General features: G+C 41.1%; 14 protein-coding genes. 8 read left to right on the forward strand and 6 right to left on the reverse strand.

From position 1 onward, the window contains the following. Nucleotides 1-16: 16 nt before the first annotated feature. Both ACPZ3T_RS25285 and ACPZ3T_RS25290 read left to right on the forward strand, forming a co-directional pair. Complete coding sequence (locus ACPZ3T_RS25285) at nucleotides 17-217, forward strand: hypothetical protein (RefSeq protein WP_490272191.1); 201 nt, start codon at nucleotides 17-19, stop codon at nucleotides 215-217. Next, the gene (locus ACPZ3T_RS25290; RefSeq protein WP_490272192.1) at nucleotides 156-2,315 is read left to right on the forward strand and encodes a caspase family protein; all 2,160 of its coding nucleotides are present in this window, start codon (nucleotides 156-158) and stop codon (nucleotides 2,313-2,315) included. Before ACPZ3T_RS25285 ends, ACPZ3T_RS25290 begins: the two co-directional genes overlap by 62 nt. Here ACPZ3T_RS25290 and ACPZ3T_RS25295 read toward each other — a convergent pair. The 3 genes from ACPZ3T_RS25295 to ACPZ3T_RS25305 all read right to left on the reverse strand — a co-directional run bounded on the left by ACPZ3T_RS25295 (nucleotide 2,312) and on the right by ACPZ3T_RS25305 (nucleotide 5,117). Next, nucleotides 2,312-2,434: a hypothetical protein gene (locus tag ACPZ3T_RS25295; protein WP_490272193.1), complete on the reverse strand. Its 123-nt coding sequence runs from the start codon at nucleotides 2,432-2,434 to the stop codon at nucleotides 2,312-2,314. The genes ACPZ3T_RS25290 and ACPZ3T_RS25295 overlap by 4 nt on opposite strands. A 113-nt stretch (nucleotides 2,435-2,547) precedes the next feature. Beyond that, nucleotides 2,548-4,560, reverse strand: coding sequence for a glycoside hydrolase family 10-like protein (locus tag ACPZ3T_RS25300; RefSeq protein ID WP_490272194.1), 2,013 nt, complete (start codon nucleotides 4,558-4,560; stop codon nucleotides 2,548-2,550). Between the two features lie 371 nt (nucleotides 4,561-4,931). After that, nucleotides 4,932-5,117 carry a hypothetical protein gene (locus ACPZ3T_RS25305; protein WP_490272195.1) on the reverse strand — a complete coding sequence of 62 codons (186 nt, stop codon included), beginning with the start codon at nucleotides 5,115-5,117 and terminating at the stop codon, nucleotides 4,932-4,934. A gap of 187 nt (nucleotides 5,118-5,304) precedes the next feature. Between ACPZ3T_RS25305 and ACPZ3T_RS25310 the strand changes: the two genes are divergently transcribed. Then, the gene (locus tag ACPZ3T_RS25310) at nucleotides 5,305-5,784 is read left to right on the forward strand and encodes a hypothetical protein (protein WP_490272196.1); all 480 of its coding nucleotides are present in this window, start codon (nucleotides 5,305-5,307) and stop codon (nucleotides 5,782-5,784) included. Nucleotides 5,785-5,903: 119 nt separating this feature from the next. On the opposite strand, the gene ACPZ3T_RS25315 is transcribed toward ACPZ3T_RS25310, so the two are convergent. From ACPZ3T_RS25315 to ACPZ3T_RS25325, 3 genes are all read right to left on the reverse strand, one after another. After that, nucleotides 5,904-7,112 carry a NupC/NupG family nucleoside CNT transporter gene (locus tag ACPZ3T_RS25315; protein WP_490272197.1) on the reverse strand — a complete coding sequence of 403 codons (1,209 nt, stop codon included), beginning with the start codon at nucleotides 7,110-7,112 and terminating at the stop codon, nucleotides 5,904-5,906. A gap of 259 nt (nucleotides 7,113-7,371) precedes the next feature. Then, nucleotides 7,372-8,769: an amidohydrolase gene (locus tag ACPZ3T_RS25320; RefSeq protein WP_490277366.1), complete on the reverse strand. Its 1,398-nt coding sequence runs from the start codon at nucleotides 8,767-8,769 to the stop codon at nucleotides 7,372-7,374. Nucleotides 8,770-9,001: 232 nt separating this feature from the next. Next, a complete protein-coding gene (locus ACPZ3T_RS25325) occupies nucleotides 9,002-10,339 on the reverse strand; it encodes a PPC domain-containing protein (RefSeq protein WP_490272198.1) in 1,338 nt (445 codons plus the stop codon). Nucleotides 10,340-10,967: 628 nt separating this feature from the next. Between ACPZ3T_RS25325 and ACPZ3T_RS25330 the strand changes: the two genes are divergently transcribed. From ACPZ3T_RS25330 to ACPZ3T_RS25350, 5 genes are all read left to right on the forward strand, one after another. Then, on the forward strand, nucleotides 10,968-12,992 hold the full coding sequence (locus tag ACPZ3T_RS25330; protein ID WP_490272199.1) for a protein kinase domain-containing protein: 2,025 nt from the start codon (nucleotides 10,968-10,970) through the stop codon (nucleotides 12,990-12,992). After that, entirely contained in the window at nucleotides 12,989-13,123 is a 135-nt protein-coding gene (locus ACPZ3T_RS25335; RefSeq protein ID WP_490272200.1) for a hypothetical protein, read from the forward strand. The genes ACPZ3T_RS25330 and ACPZ3T_RS25335 overlap by 4 nt, the downstream gene beginning before the upstream one ends. Nucleotides 13,124-13,238: 115 nt before the next feature. Further along, nucleotides 13,239-14,030, forward strand: coding sequence for a cysteine hydrolase family protein (locus tag ACPZ3T_RS25340; RefSeq protein ID WP_490272201.1), 792 nt, complete (start codon nucleotides 13,239-13,241; stop codon nucleotides 14,028-14,030). 3 nt (nucleotides 14,031-14,033) lie between these two features. Next, nucleotides 14,034-14,489: a cupin domain-containing protein gene (locus ACPZ3T_RS25345; RefSeq protein ID WP_490272202.1), complete on the forward strand. Its 456-nt coding sequence runs from the start codon at nucleotides 14,034-14,036 to the stop codon at nucleotides 14,487-14,489. 641 nt (nucleotides 14,490-15,130) lie between these two features. Then, a complete protein-coding gene (locus tag ACPZ3T_RS25350) occupies nucleotides 15,131-15,703 on the forward strand; it encodes a response regulator transcription factor (RefSeq protein WP_490272203.1) in 573 nt (190 codons plus the stop codon). Nucleotides 15,704-15,890 lie beyond the last annotated feature (187 nt).

Here is a 15,890-nt window from a genome sequence, read left to right on the forward strand (position 1 = left end):
CAAGGGAGCAGGGGCAGTGTGGGGAGAGAGGGGAGTCTGGGGGGAAAGATTTGTTCTCCACTATCCCACACCTCCCACACCTCCCACACCTCCTACACCCCTATACCCCTACACCCCTACACCCTTACACGCCTACACCCTTACACCCTTAGACTATGAAGCGTCGGAGTTTTATACAAAAGATTGGCTCAATACTGGCTGTTTTGGGTGTGACTGAAGCTGAATGGTTGAATCTTAGCGATCGCTATTATCAAGCTTTAGCACAGCCAACACCACGGAAATTGGCATTATTAATTGGTATTAACCAGTACCAAAAAATTCCTGTTCTCAGTGGTTGCCTGACTGATGTACAACTACAACAAGAATTGTTAATTCATCGGTTTGGCTTCCAACCTTCAGATATTTTGACGCTGACGGATGAGGAAGCTAGCAGAGAGTTCATTGAGGCGGCTTTTGCAGAACACCTCACCCAGCAAGCCAAGCCTGGGGATGTGGTAGTTTTTCATTTTAGCGGTTATGGGACGCGGATTCAGGTAGCACCAAGCCAATCAAAAAATGCTTTAGTCCCTACAGATGCCAATCAAGCATTACAAAATGCTTCAGCAGCTAATTATTTATTAGAAGAAACCTTATTATTATTATTGCGATCGCTGTCTACAGAGCGAGTAACGGCAGTCTTAGATACTAGTTTTTATCCTCCTGAGACAGTTCAAACGAAAGGACTGAGAATCCGCGCCCGTTCTGAATTAGCTCAAGCGCAATTAGCATCCGCCGAACTAGAGTTTCTGCAACAACTCAAAACTCAAATCGCCAGCAAAACTACAAATGGTGAAGTGGGTAGCCCTGGTCTGGTGCTATCGGCTACCTCCAATACTGAACAAGTCGCTAGGGAAGTGTTGTTATCTGGATTTAGTACAGGGTTATTTACCTACGCTTTAACTCAACAGCTATGGGAGTCCACCCCATCGACAGCCATTCAAGTCAGCTTCTCCCGTGTTGCTAGTGCGATGTCTCAGTTGGGTAGCAAACAACAACCAGGACTCGTGAGTAAGAAAAAAAATCAAGCGGGAGTAACTATAGAAAATATTCTGCCGGATAGAACTATTGGGGCAGAAGGGGCAATTATTGCCACCGAAGACGACGGTAAAACAGCACAGATATGGTTAGGAGGATTACCCGCCCAGGTTTTAGAATACTACGGTAGTAATTCTCGCCTAGCTCTAGAAACTGGACAAGAGTTAGTCATGCGATCGCGCACAGGCTTAACAGCCAAAGCTCAACTTGCTAAAATCAGTGATGCCACCCCCCTGCAAGTAGGACAACTCCTCCAAGAAAGTTTGCGGGTATTACCGAGAAATATTAATTTAACAGTAGCTTTAAATACTGGACTAGAAAGAATCGAACGAGTCGATGCTACTAGTGCTTTTGCTGCCGTTTCCCACGTTTCCACCGTTGTAGAAGGAGAACAGCCAGCAGATTACGTGTTCGGTAAACTACTACAAACCCCCAGCCGCTACGGTTTATTTTCTCTCGGCGGCGAACCCATACCCAGCACCACAGGGGAATTTGGGGAAGCGGTGAAAGTAGCGGCACTGCGGTTAGCGACAAAATTACCGACGTTATTAGCAGCCAAGTTATGGCGACTCACAGAAAATGAAGGTTCTTCTCGCTTACCTGTAAAAGCAAGTTTAGAAGTGGTGGGAATTGCACCGAGAGCAGTCTTACAACGGGAAACCCTGCGAAATGCGGTAACTGACACTACTGCCAAAAAATCATCCACTAGCCAATATACCAGCCTGACAACGCCAGTCATTCCCATTGGCAGCAGAATCCAATATCGAGTCCAGAACAACAGCCAAAACCCAATTTATTTAATGCTATTGGGAATTAAGAATCATCGAACAGCGATCGCTTTTTATCCTTGGCAAATTATCCCAGAAGACGACACTTCTGATAATAAACTGCAACTGAAACCTATAGTGATTGCCCCTAGTGAGACAATCACCTTACCACAAAACGCCGTCACATCAGGATGGACAGTTTCAGGGCCAGGCTATGAATGTGAATACCAATTAATTTTGAGTACCGCACCCTTTACACAAACCTTGCAAGCCTTAGAAACTGCTAAATATCCCACAGGCGACCAACAACCAATTAGTACACTAGTTAATCCTTTAGTCATTGCCCAAGCCTTACTGCAAGACTTACACAATGCTAGCAACATCAAAACAGATGCCACAAGTACATCTACGGATGGTTACATATTAAATGTGAATAATTGGGCTAGTCTTAACTTTAGTTTTCAAGTAGCCTAGAAGCGCGGTTGGGATGGGGTGTAGGGGTGTAGGGGTGTAGGGGTGTAGGGGTGTAGGGGTATAGGGGTGTAGGGGTGTAGGGGTGTGGCATGGTGGAGAACAAATCTTTCCCCCCACACTCCCCTCTCTCCCCTCTCTCCCCACACTCCCCCTGCCCCTCTGCTCCCTTGTCCCCCTTGTCCCCCTTGTCTCCCTTATCTTCCTTGTCCCCCTGCCCCCTGCCCCCTGCCCCCTAACTCACAGTAATAACTACACCCTCACTTTCATTAGCTAATCTATCTACTGCACAAACAGCGTAAGTTCCCGGCTGCACGGTGGCGAAAGTTGTACCGGCTGATAATATTCTTTGCATTGTCCAAGTATCTCCGGTTTGACGGTAGAGTGTCCAAGAGCGTACAGGTTGATTATCTCCTGGTTGCCAATTGAGTCTACCGTTTTTGAACTCTAGTTCTTTGGGTGGCGGTGGTGGAGATTGATTGTGCCAAGACATTGTGGGTACTATGGCAGGTGTGGCATAAAGTGAGCCTTTAAATTTATCTGCAATACCTTGGCGATTGTCCGTAATGGAACTCATGCTAAAGAAAATATTCCCCAAGGATAAATCTTTAACTAAATTGCGGCTGATTTTGACTTGCTTTTCTATCTCTTCATCTTTCCAGGCTTTTCCGTCTAATTGGGAAATGTTGTTACCTGTATAAATATGTCGTCGTTGGGGATTAATTTCTGTCCACCATTTGAGTAATGCAGGATAACTTTGTTTAGTTTGGTCAGTGCGCCAATATAGTTGCGGGGCGATATAATCTATCCAGCCTTGCTCTAACCATTTTTTAGCATCGGCATATAGGACATTGTAAGCATCTAAGCCTGTGATTCCCGGTGGTTGTCCAGGGCGATAAATGCCAAAGGGACTAATACCGAATTTAACATGGGATTTTATAGCTTTAATGCCTTGGGATAGTCGCAATACCATTTGATTGACGTTTTCCCGTCGCCAGTCTGCTAAATTGAGTGTGCCACCCCTGGATTTATATGCAGCGTAGGTTTTATCATCGGGGAAAGATTTTCCTTCGATGGGGTAGGGATAGAAATAATCATCGAGGTGAATAGCGTCTATGTCATAACGTCGCACAACATCCATAATGACGTTATAGGCTCTATCCTGCACGGTTTTTGAGCCTGGATCCATCCATAACTGATTACCCCATTGATATACTACATCTGGATTGGTTATAGCTATGTGGGGTTGGACATTGGGAGTACCTTTAATGCTGGTTTTGGCGCGGTAGGGGTTGAACCAAGCGTGAACTTCAATGTTACGCATATGAGCTTGGGCGATCGCAAACTCCAAAGGATCATAAAATGGTTCTGGGGCTTTCCCTTGTGTTCCGGTTATCCAAGCACTCCAAGGTTCAATGGCGGAAGCATACAACGCATCACCCTCTGGACGCACTTGTAAAATTAGAGCATTAAAATTGAGTTCTTGTAGTCGCTTGAGAATGTTAACTAGTTCGGTTTGTTGCTGTGCCACAGGTAGTCCCGCTTTAGAAGGCCAGTCACTATTCCATACTGTTGTTAACCATGCACCGCGAAACTCTCTTTGATGGCTAACTTTGACGGTTGAGGGAGACGAACTACTGGGGGGAACTACCAGATATACAGAGTTAATTGTTTCAGCCTTGCCAAGATAAACTAAAGCTTGATAGACGATGACAGCGACATCAGCACGAGTGGCAGCGATAGTATAATTGAGTAATTTAGTATTGGGGAAACTAGCAACTAAACCCGTACTAGTAGCGATCGCAATTTGATTGTTACCATAACCGGGAATTTTAGCCGCATCTTGATAAATTTGGGGTAATTTCTCTAATAAATCGGGTTTAACCTTAGTAGCAATTTCTAAGCCATTCACCAAAGCTACTAAAACATCACCACGGGCAATTCTATTATTCAGCCCAAAAATTTGATTAGGATAGCCAGTTAAAAATCCGGTTTCATAAGCTTTTTTAATTGCACCAGCCGCCCAATGAGTCGCCGGAACATCGCTAAAGGAAATATAGGGACGTTTGACAGCCATATTAAAAACAGCCGCAACTATGGCTGCAAACTCAGCACGAGTGACTGAGTTATCCGGGCGAAAAGTACCGTTAGGATAGCCATTCAAAATGCGTCTTTCCGCCAAGGCTTCAATAAACGGACGCGCCCAATGGTTTTGAACATCCGAGAAGCGTGCAGTAGTAGATACCATTGTTGATTGCCGCTAACTTGCTTGATTTGAGAGATTCTTTGTTAATTTAACAACCAACTAGCGATCGCTACCTTATTTACGTATAAGTTTTCACATTTAGCAATCTTTCCGCCTGCTGTTTTCGTTGGGATGGTAGAAAGTAATTCGTCATACTCGCAAAGCGAGTTCGCGGAGCGTTCTCGGAGAGTAGCAAGCTACGTAACGATGCTCCCCCCCGCTACGCTCTAAGTGCAGCTATGCCGCAGGCTTTACGTAATACCACTACGCCCAACCAAGCTACGTAATGGGCTTTTCTGTGAGACATTGGGGCAGCCCCTAAATTTTGTTAAACTAGCCCATAGCAAATCAATGGATGCCACAAGCGTCAGAGTCTACTTTAAAAAATTTGCAATGCCGTCAGGATGTTTTTCTGCTTCTAATTCTTGAACACGATTTTGTAGTTGTTCAAGTTCATCAATTAACTGTAAAATTGCCACACCAATATCTGGTCTGACTTCCAGTTCAGCAGTATTATTAATTTGGGATTGCGCCCATGCTGCTAACTGCTTCAATGTCATTTTCTCGTTCTCCAATTAATCCATCTGTTGCTGTCGGGACGATAAACTATATCGTCGATGTTTATCATTAGTAATGAATTACTTTTCCCTCTACAGGCGCATTTTATATTCTATGATTTAAGTGCGACATCCTGTTGTTTTACTAGTTAAAATAGCCAAGAGCAAATCAATCTTAAGGGTATGACTAGTGGTTAGGAAATCTTTAAAATCAAGATTTATTATTGTATTTATACTGAGTTTAGTGAGTATTTTAGGTATATTTTATCTTTTAGATATAGTCAAGACATCGCCTCTGAGGGATTGCACGGCCAAATGGGGATTTATTAACACCACAAACAATAAATACTATACATCGGCAGAAACAATTGTAGTTGAGCCGTGGCGGGGTCAACATAATGTATATGGTGTATTTATGGTTCCCAATGGTTATCAATCTGAGTTTTTATTTAAACTTACTTTGCCTGAAGGAAAGACTTATTGTGGAGTCATGCACCGCGCCCATCAATCTGTGGTTTCTGGTGTAGTTGTTAAACCAGGATATTATTTACTCAAAGGTTATCTCAATACTCGGATTGCTTTAAAGTTGATCATTAAAGGTCAATACAATCAGTTAAAGCAATCACAAAATTGGGAATTAGGCTATGTGAAGAAAAGGCGTAATTCGTAATACTCGCAAAGCGAGTTCGCGGAGCGTTCTCGGAGAGTAGCAAGCTACGTAACGATGCTCCCCCCGCTACGCTCTAAGCGCAGCTATGCCGCAAGCTTTACGTAATTCGTAATTAAGAATTACAGTAAAACACCAGCGATGCAAGCAGTAATAAAACCTGCTAGTAATCCCCCAATCATCGTTCTCACACCCATACGGGCTAAGTCATGTTGGCGTTGGGGTGCAATGCCAGTAATACCGCCTATAGTAATACCAATAGAACCAATATTAGCAAAGTTACATAAGGCATAAGTTGCAATAATTACTGCCCGTTGAGATATTTTCTGGCTTTTAATCAGTTCTCCTAAATCTACATAAGCTAAAAATTCATTCAGGATTGTCTTCTTACCTAATAATGCTCCTACTTGTCCACAATCAGCCCAAGGGACACCCATTAACAATGCTACCGGAAACATCACCAAAGACAAAATCCATTCTAAGGATAGTTGCGGTAAACCAACACGCCCACCTAACCATCCTAAAACAGCATTAGCAAACGCCAACAACCCCAAAAAGGCAATAATCATTACTCCCACATTCACCGCTAACTTGACACCATCAATTGCACCAGTAGTAGCAGCATCAATGACGTTGACATAAGTATTTTCTACTTCCATGTTGGCTTTACCAGCCGTTGCAGATATTTCCGTTTCCGGGTACATTAACTTTGATACAACTAAGGAAGTCGGCGCAGTCATAAAAAAAGCTGCAATTAAATGCTCTGGTGGGATACCAAAGGAAAGATACGCGCCTAAAACTCCCCCCGCAATAGTTGCAAAGCCCCCAGTCATTACCGCATGGAGTTCTGATTGGGTCATTTTAGCTACATAGGGTTTAACTATTAATGCGGCTTCTGTCGGCCCTAAAAAAATGTTACCAGCACAAGATAAAGACTCAGAACCCGATGTTTTCATAGTCTTCATCATCACCCACGCTAAAGCATACACTACCCTTTGCAAAATGCCGTAGTAGTACATGACACTAATAAAGGCAGAAAAGAAAATAATTGTCGGGAGTACCTGAAAAGCAAATAAGTGTTCTTTAAAGTTATCCCCAAATACAAATTTTGCACCGACATCAGAGAAAGCTAAAAAACTGCTGATGATATCCCCCAAGGATTTAAAAGCATTTAACCCCCAAGGCGTTTTGAGAATGACTATTGCTAAGACAAACTCTAACCCTAAACCCCAAGCTATAGTTCGCCAGCGCACAGCGTCACGTTTCACCGAGATGGCGTAAGCTATGGCAATAAATACCAGTATTCCCAAGGCAGAAATTGCGCGTTCCATGTATGCTCCCTTATATCGCTAGGATATTTGGTCACAAAGCATACACGAAAATCTGCATTTTTCATACACGCACCTACATTTTAACGTGAGTTCGATGACCTCTCCCCAACCCCTCTCCGACGCGGAGAGGGGCTTAAATATCTTCAAAGGGCAACTAAAAATTAAGGTTTTTAAGCCTCTCTCCTTGCAGGGGAGAGGTACTCTACGAGAAGCAAGCTATGGAGAGGGGTTTTTCAAATTCGTCGAACTCACCTACATTTTACAAATCCATAACATGACGATAATGAGCCTCAATTTCTGCTACTGTTGGCGACTGGCGTTTTGTAGTCCACTGGCTGCGGTTAAATAGTTCTTGTCGTAGTTCATCAATGTTAATTGTAGTCACTTGACTATCAGCAACGATTTGTTTACCGTTTACCCATACACTATTAACTACATTGGTGGGACGACCTAAAACTAATAAACCGATGGGATCTGTACGGGGTAATAATGATAAATTAGTCAAGTCATAAAGCACTAAATCCGCTTGTTTCCCTACAGTGAGAGTACCCAATTTATCTGCCATGTTTAATCCCTTTGCACCCCCTAGGGCAGCCATTTCTACAGCTTTGCGGGGTGTTATCCAGTGGCGATAATCAAAATCGGTGACGTTGTGTAAAATAGAACCAATTTTGATGGCTTCTAGTAAATCTTGGGAGTCGTTACTAGAAGCACCATCACAACCGAAACTGACGTTAATTCCAGCTTGCTGATATTTTAAAATCGGGGCGATACCGCTACCTAAACGCAGATTACTAAGGGGATTGTGAACTACTGTAGACTGAGTTTCTGCTAAGATGGCAATATCTGCGTCATCTAACCACACACAATGAGCTAAGGAAGTGCGATCGCTCAAGTAACCTATTTCTTTAAGATGGGTAACAGCACTACAACCATATTTTTCTTGAGCAAGTTTGGCTTGGGCTTTAGTTTCCAGCAAATGAGAGTGACGACATATATTATAGCGATCGCTTAACTCAATACACCCCTGAAATAAAACATCGCTACACAACTGTATCCCCGTAGGTGCGACTAAAAAACTCACACCCTCCTCTGGGCGATGAAACTGTTGAATAGCCGCTTCCATAATTTCCAAAGTAGCCGCCGTAGTCCGAAAAAACGGTTCGTGGGTGAGATTTGCTTCCCCAGTCGGTATCCCAGCCGTCAAAGATTCATCTTGAATGAGGGGGGCGATAAAAGCCCGTATTCCCACTGTTTGATAGGCACGCACCGCACAGGCGATAGTTTCTAACTCTTGTTCGGGAATTAACACCAAATGATCTACAACACTCGTACCCCCAGACAATAGTGTTTCTACGGCTGTACCTAACGCACTCAAATAAACTTGCTCAGTGTCAATGGGTGCAAAATCATACAATTCCGCTAACCATAATTCCAGGGGCAAAGCTGACATAATGCCCCGTTGCCACATTTCTGAGGAATGAGTGTGAGCGTTGACAAAACCAGGAAGTAACAGTTTATTGCTGCCATCAACCACCGTACCGACGATATTTAAGTTGGGAGCGATCGCCGCAATTTTTCCATCTACAATTTGTACATCAGTAGTAATATAATTATCATCAGCATTAATAAACACATTTTGAATAGTAAAATTCACCATACGCTCCCAAACTATCTCTGCACCTTGTGGACAAAATTTTGACGTATTAATTTAATTAGTAGGGTGCGTCAGATGCCAAAAGTCTTTTTATCAACAGCATATAAACACTCTGACGCACCCTAAAAGACTGTTCCCTGTTCCCTGTTCCCTTTTACTGTGACACCTGCGTAAGTCCTAAAATCATCGAAACACACAGGGACACAAATTTTTGCGCCCCTGTCTCCAGATATTAGAAAACAGTTAATCTATATCTACCTCGTCTAGTGGGTGTTTTGGAAAACACAACTACATAATAAGTTCCATCATCAGGTAATTTAGCTCGATCAATTAAGGCACTATATTGACCTTCTCTGTCATTATCTGAAGATATCACCTTACCTTTGGCATCTAACAAGACGATAAAGGGAGAAAAATCTTCAAATACACTATCTGCCCGAATGCTGACTAGTTGGCCTTTTTTCCCTTCTAATTTAGTGACATTATATGAATTACCGTTTTTTAATGTTGGACTCGTCTCGGTTAATTCATTAAAATTATCCTCGATGTAGCTAGCTCTATCATTTCTCAATGCTAAGGTGTAACGACCTATATCACCTGGATTTGCGCTAGTAACAGCAATAGTATAAGTGCCTGTTGCTGGCAGTTTGGCAAATACGGAAGCATCCCTAATATTTTTGCTAATACCTGAACTACCCCTTCGCAAGATCACATTGTTATCGGGATCGAACAAAAACATATAGGGTTGTAAACTCAAATTGTTGGTACGCCGTCTATCTACACTACCTGTCAATCTGAGTTGAATTACTTGATTTTCTTGACCTTCAAATCTGTAGAAATGAAAGTACCTACCTTCAGATTTAAAGTCACCAGGAGCTAGTATTCCAAAGGGAATATCGACAAAATCAATGTCTCTATATGTAGGCTCTTTAGATGAATGATTTGCTGATATTACAGGTTGGGAATCACTTGAGTTTCTGTTATTGCTATTACGTCTATTGGAGCTACCGCTATTATTGGCAGTGTTGCGACTAGAGTTAGTGCTATTACGTCTATTGGAGCTACCGCTATTATTGGCAGTGTTGCGACTAGAGTTAGTGCTATTCCGTCTATTGGAACTACCGCTATTAGTAGCAGTGTTGCTACTGGAGTTATTACTATTACGTCTATTGGAACTACCGCTATTATTGGCAGTGTTGCTACTAGAGCTATTGCTATTACTTCTATTAGAACTACTGCTATTATTAGCAGTGTTGCTACTAGAGCTATTGCCTGTATTGGAACTAATACTATTAGATGTATTTGTATTATTCTTAGGTTTTAAAGGAGACTCAATTCTAGTTTGATTTTTCTGGGATGCAGCTTCAGGAACTTTAGTTTCATTAATGCTTTGCTTTAATGTTGGGTCATCTATTGGTAGTGAAGCAATAATAAAATTGCCCTTTCTTGGCTGAACCGTTTCAGCATTAATCGGCAAAATACAACTCGATAGGATGAAACTAGAACTGATGCCATAAATTAATAGAGACTTTAATTGGTGTTCGGATTTTTTATGCTGTGGATTCGCCATTGGTTACTCCTAAAATGTAGAACACGATTTACGTCTTTTGATTTTTAAGCCTATTTTGATAAATAGTGCCTTCTTGTCTGGAAATTGTTCCTACTTGCCTCCAATCAGAATATATTTTTGCTGTTTCATAAAATGTAATTTTTGTCAACCCTAATAAGATATAAACCCAATGAAAGTTGTATCTTCTCAATAAACTTTTAAATTCTTCCGCTACTAAAAATTATGCTGACTTATTGGATACAGTATCATAATTAGTAGTCTATTATCTTGATCGTAAAATTAACATCATAGTTATATAGTAGTAAGACTTGATTGTTATTTGCCCAGTGTCACCTAGCCATACTTACGTGGTGAGGGTAGCAGTAGGCAGTAGGGGCAGGTTGAAAAATATCATCAATGATTAACAATGATATTGCTAAACCTGTTCCTAGTAAATTTATCAGCGTCAGTCCAGCTGATTACGGAAGACTCGCACCAACATCAAAAAAAATCAAATGGGATTTTTTATATATGAAAATATTCAATGATTGATGCAAAACTTGAAATAGCGTTATAGTCCGTGTATTACTTACCGTAACTATGTTTCCAGAATTTAAGTGAGCCTTAATTATAAATAATATATTCCTATATGATTTGCTGTCTTAATCCAGATTGTCCCCATCCTCTGAATGTTGAAGGTACAAAATACTGCCAAGCTTGCGGTACACAACTAACAACTTTACTGAGAAATCGTTATCGGATAGTAAATTTGCTTTCTGATGAAGGTGGGTTTGGTAGAACTTATTTAGCAGAAGATATAGATAAATTAAATGATCAATGTGTCGTTAAGCAACTAGCTCCAAGAGTGCAGGGTACTTGGGCGTTAAAAAAGGCAGTTGAGTTATTTCAAGAAGAAGCAGTAAGATTGCAACAGTTGGGAGAAAATTCTCAAATACCCCAACTTTTTGCTTACTTTGAACAAGATAATAATTTATATTTAGTTCAAGAATTTATTGACGGGCAGAACTTAGCTCAAGAATTAAGTGAGCGATCGCATTATCAAGAAAATGAAATCAAAGAACTATTACTTGATTTATTGCCAGTCTTAAAATTCATCCATCAACAAGGAGTAATTCATCGAGATATTAAGCCACAAAATATTATTCGTCGTAAAAAAGATGGACGATTAGTATTAATTGATTTTGGAGCATCTAAACAACTGAGTGTAACAGTACAATCTCAAAAGGGTACAACTATTGGTTCACAAGGATATACCCCCATAGAGCAGTTACAAGCAGGAGAAGCTTACCCAACTAGTGATTTATATAGCTTAGGCGCGACGGCATTTCATTTACTCAGTGGGATTTCTCCTTCTCAATTGTGGATACAAAATGGCTATGGTTGGGTGGCATCTTGGCGTGAATGTGTGCAGCATCCCATCAGCGATAAATTTGCTAAAGTGCTAGATCAACTCTTAGCAATAGATTTCCATGAGCGTTATCAGTCAGCAGATGCAGTCATTGCAGACTTAACTCCCCAAAAACCACCAGTATTAGTTCCCCCAACCATAATTTCCCAAATTAACACCAGACATCCTTCTATTTTCAAATTATTAGCAGCACAAGCTAAGAAACCTCAACTTGTGGGTGCTTTAGCTTTGCTATTAGCAATAGGTACAGGAATAACTGCTTGGCAATTGGGTTTAGGTAAGAATGATCTGTCCCCAAATCCTACAATTAATATGGATGCCCGTGGGGATCATCATCTTATCAACAGTCTCAAAGCACATACAGAAGAAGTTAATACCATTGCTCTGAGTCCTGATGCCACAATACTAGCCAGTGGTAGTAGTGACAATACTATTAAACTGTGGAATCTGGAGAGGAGAGAAGTAATACAAACCCTCAAAGGACATTCTGATTATGTCTGGGCTGTAGCTTTCAGTCCAGATGGCAAAATCTTGGCTAGTGGTAGTCGGGATAAGACTATTAGATTATGGGATATAGAAACAGGAAGACAACTTGCCACTTTAGGGGAAGCGTCTGTGCCAGTGACTAGTCTAGCTATCAGCAGCGATGGTAGGATACTAGCAAGTGGACATAGTAGCAGCATACAACTGTGGGATTTGTCAACTCAAAAATTAATTACTACCTTGACAGGCCATAGTAATATAGTCAACTCTATTGCGATTACCCCAGATAATCAGACTCTTGTGAGTGGTAGTTGGGATAAAACTGTTAAAATCTGGAATTTGAATACACGCCAGATCAGGAATACCATAAGAGGTCATCAAAAGGAAATAGTTGCTGTAGCGATTAGTCCGAATGGAGAGAGGATAGCTAGTAGTGGGGTTGACAAAGAAATCAGATTGTGGGACTTAGATACAGGAGCAGCGATCGCAACTTTCAAGGGACATCAGGGAGCAATAGTTTCCCTAGACTTCGCTCCTAATAGTAAAACCTTGGCTAGTGGTAGTTACGACGGCACAATTAAACTCTGGAATCTGGGAACAAACCAACTAAAAAGCACCTTACAACAAGATCCCAGCAAAGTCACCTCAATTAAATTTAATCCGAATGGCAAAACCATTTTTAGTGGCCGTGCTAACTATAGTATTGAGATTTGGCGGATATTTGACCAATCTCAAAATGAAATTGGGCAAGGCGTTGAATGAGGAGGCAGGGGGGAGGGAGCAGGGGGCAGGGGGCAGGGAGACAAGGGAGACAAGGGGGACAAGGGAGCAGGGGGCAGGGGGCAGGGGGCAGGGGAGCAGGGGGAGTAAAACTCTTCAATTTTGAATTTTGAATTTTGAATTTTGAATTGATTAGCCCAATTCCCAACTCCTCAAATTTAATTAAGTATTAAGCACTCAATAGCATCTCAAGTTACACAATAGAAATTGGTGTTGGGTATGGCAAATATGAATCAGCCTTTGCGGAGATTGGGAGTTGCGCCGAATGCGTGGATGGTGAATGAAGCGATCGCAGATATCACCCGTCCCCAAAAAACCCCACAACCCGTATTCTTATCAACAGAAACAAAAACTCTGCGTTTAGACTTGGCAAAAACTGCCATCCTCGTTATCGATATGCAAAACGATTTCTGTCACCCAGATGGTTGGCTAGCGCATATCGGCGTAGATGTCACTCCTGCACGTAAACCTATTGAACCTTTAAATCATCTCCTACCGGCACTCCGGGGCGTAGATGTACCCGTAATTTGGGTAAACTGGGGTAATCGCCCTGACTTACTCAATATCAGTGCTGGTTTACATCATGTCTACAACCCTACAGGAGATGGTGTCGGTTTAGGTGATTCCTTGCCTAAGAATAATGCTAAGGTATTGATAGCAGGAAGTTGGGCGGCGGCGGTAGTAGAAGAACTCCCCCAATTACCCGGAGATATCCGTGTAGATAAATACCGCATGAGTGGTTTTTGGGATACGCCTTTAGACAGCATCCTGCGGAATCTGGGAGTAACAACATTATTTTTTGCTGGTGTGAATGCAGATCAATGTGTAATGACAACACTTTGTGATGCAAATTTTTTAGGCTACGACTGTATTTTAATTAAAGACTGTACTGCTACAACTTCTCCCGATTATTGTTGGCTAGCAACTTTATATAACGTCAAACAATGTTTTGGTTTTTTGACTGAATCCTCGGCAATTTTAACAGCTATAAATCATCCTGAAGCTACAGGAGGGGAATAATCAATGCAAGCTACTCGTTGTGTAATTCCTGTCATTAAATCGCCTAAAGATTATCAAGTTTATCGCATCAGTCCCCATGATAGCAATCGGTTAGCAATTATCTTTGATTCCACAAATGCTAATACTTCGTTGACTTGTTGTGTAGAAATTTTTGATGTCGGTGGAGAAACACCACCAAATCGCCATCAATGGGCGGTAGAAATGTTTTTTGTCTTGAAAGGGGAAGGTATAGCGATGTGTGATGGTAAGCAAGTCAGCATTAAAGCTGGAGATAGTTTATTAGTACCTCCGACTGGGACACATTTGATTAAAAATACAGGTCATTCTCGTTTGTATACACTAACTATCATGGTGCCTAACGAAGATTTTGCGGAATTAATTCGCAGTGGTACACCACTAGAGTTAGATGCAGAAGATATGACAGTTTTAGGAAGATTAGATGCTTTAATGTCTTGTTAATAAAGTGGGATTAAGTAGCCGTCATGAACTGCGTACACCAGAACACATGAAAAAGTCTTTCCCTTACACCCCTACACTAGGCTGTTGACTCTGTACCTTTTCAGGGGTGAAAAATTCATGCACAATCCTTTCCTTCTTTAAGTAATGAGTAATAAGTAATGAGTAATGAGTAAATACCCTACCTCTACACCCCTTTTTCAAGTCAGAACGACTTGAAAAAAAACCAAACTATGAAAAGTAATGTAAAAAAATTGTATTTAGTTCGTAGTAAGGACTTTAGTTCTTACTACGAACTAAAGTCCTTACTACAAACCTTTAATTATTTACTATTTTCTCTGTTGCCCGTTCCCTGTTCCCTCTAAGTTGCTTGATATTTGACAGTTAATGGTTGACAGGAATATGTATATTTTGTATGAGATGTATACGCAACAAACTGATGATGAAAATACATAATTCTAGGCTTTTAACTGTCTATGTAATTCCACTTAAATCCAGGCTTTATCTATTAGCGTGAAGTCGAAAAATAAGTAATTCCTGGGTTTAACAGAATAGCCTATTAGCTTATAAAACAATATAGACAGGAAATGAATTAAAAATATTCAATATTTTCACTTACTCACATCCCGCGTCAAAAAGTCATCATGGAAAAAATTCTAGTCATTGAAGATCAAGAAGATATTCGTAGCATTGTTGTAGAAATGCTAACTGAAGAGAATTTTGATGTCTTACAAGCAGAAAACGGGCAGGTCGGGATTAAATTATTACAGGAAGAAGTTCCTGATTTAATTATCTGTGACATTGCTATGCCCAAATTGAATGGATATGAAGTTGTTACTTGGTCAAGAGAAAATCCTGAAACTGAATCAGTTCCGTTTATATTTTTGACAGCTAAAGCAGCACAAGTTGATATTCGCCAAGGTATTGAATTGGGTGCAGATGATTATTTAACTAAGCCTTTTACTAGAGCAGAGTTACTAGGTGCAATTACGGCTAGGTTTGATAAACAAAAAGCATTTCATAGACAAGCCCAAAAAAAAATCACCCAGTATTATAACTATATTAATCAATCAACGAATCACAGTTTATGTGACCAACTTAATCAGATTATGGCAGTATCAAAAAATCTGATCAGCCATTATGATACAATGGGGCGCGAGGAAATATTAAAGGGTATAACCGAGATTTACAATCTCAGTCAGGATTACGTAATTTAAATACAATTAGGGTGTGTTAGCAGCGAGAGTACGTCACCGCCTTTAAAGCTTTTGGTGCGTTACGGCTTAGAGGATGTTTAGAAAGTCATCAAGGATACTAAAAACCCCTCTCCTACAAGGAGAGAGGCTTTAAAACCCCCATTCCCTTGTAGGGAAGGGGGGCTAGGGGGGTTAGGTTAGAGAGACT

This window comes from Aliinostoc maniaoense (assembly GCF_058172895.1).

What these genes read in the sequence shown, in the direction of transcription:
- ACPZ3T_RS25290 (WP_490272192.1), top strand. Translation starts at nt 156, where the DNA reads ATGAAGCGTCGGAGTTTTATACAAAAGATTGGCTCAATACTGGCTGTT.
- ACPZ3T_RS25300 (WP_490272194.1), bottom strand. Translation starts at nt 4,560, where the DNA reads ATGGTATCTACTACTGCACGCTTCTCGGATGTTCAAAACCATTGGGCG.
- ACPZ3T_RS25305 (WP_490272195.1), bottom strand. Translation starts at nt 5,117, where the DNA reads ATGACATTGAAGCAGTTAGCAGCATGGGCGCAATCCCAAATTAATAAT.
- ACPZ3T_RS25315 (WP_490272197.1), bottom strand. Translation starts at nt 7,112, where the DNA reads ATGGAACGCGCAATTTCTGCCTTGGGAATACTGGTATTTATTGCCATA.
- ACPZ3T_RS25325 (WP_490272198.1), bottom strand. Translation starts at nt 10,339, where the DNA reads ATGGCGAATCCACAGCATAAAAAATCCGAACACCAATTAAAGTCTCTA.
- ACPZ3T_RS25330 (WP_490272199.1), top strand. Translation starts at nt 10,968, where the DNA reads ATGATTTGCTGTCTTAATCCAGATTGTCCCCATCCTCTGAATGTTGAA.
- ACPZ3T_RS25335 (WP_490272200.1), top strand. Translation starts at nt 12,989, where the DNA reads ATGAGGAGGCAGGGGGGAGGGAGCAGGGGGCAGGGGGCAGGGAGACAA.
- ACPZ3T_RS25340 (WP_490272201.1), top strand. Translation starts at nt 13,239, where the DNA reads ATGAATCAGCCTTTGCGGAGATTGGGAGTTGCGCCGAATGCGTGGATG.
- ACPZ3T_RS25345 (WP_490272202.1), top strand. Translation starts at nt 14,034, where the DNA reads ATGCAAGCTACTCGTTGTGTAATTCCTGTCATTAAATCGCCTAAAGAT.
- ACPZ3T_RS25350 (WP_490272203.1), top strand. Translation starts at nt 15,131, where the DNA reads ATGGAAAAAATTCTAGTCATTGAAGATCAAGAAGATATTCGTAGCATT.